The organism is Acinetobacter sp. CFCC 10889 (genome assembly GCF_003268395.1).
Classification (GTDB): domain Bacteria; phylum Pseudomonadota; class Gammaproteobacteria; order Pseudomonadales; family Moraxellaceae; genus Acinetobacter.
Window position 1 is genome coordinate 1 of record NZ_LQXQ01000192.1, and the last position, 365, is coordinate 365.

Below are 365 nucleotides of genomic sequence, written 5' to 3' on the forward strand. Positions count from 1 at the left end.
GATACATTGAATGCATCATTTAATGAGAATCAAGCGAGTATTCAACAAGAGTTAAAAGTTTTAGCTGATACAGATAAAGCCCAAACTCAAGCACTGAATACTTATATTTCATCAAATGATAAAGCGATGTCTTCAGTAATCAGTGATATTAAAACTGCAACTGATAAAACCAATGCCAATGCATCCAGTATCAATGCATTAGATTCACGCTTAAAAGTCGCTGAAACAGACACTGGTAAGGCATTGGAAAACAGTGCATCCGCTTTAACAACAGCCAATACGGCTGTGACTAAAGCAGATAGTGCGGCAAGTATTGCAAACCAAGCAACGGCTACAGCTCAATCTGCGGATTCTTTAGCGAAGTC

General features: G+C 38.6%; 1 protein-coding gene. It reads left to right on the forward strand.

Annotated elements, in window-relative coordinates:
• The coding region (locus AVJ19_RS21345) for a hypothetical protein (protein WP_162626699.1) at positions 1 to 365 on the forward strand (365 nt) is incomplete at both ends.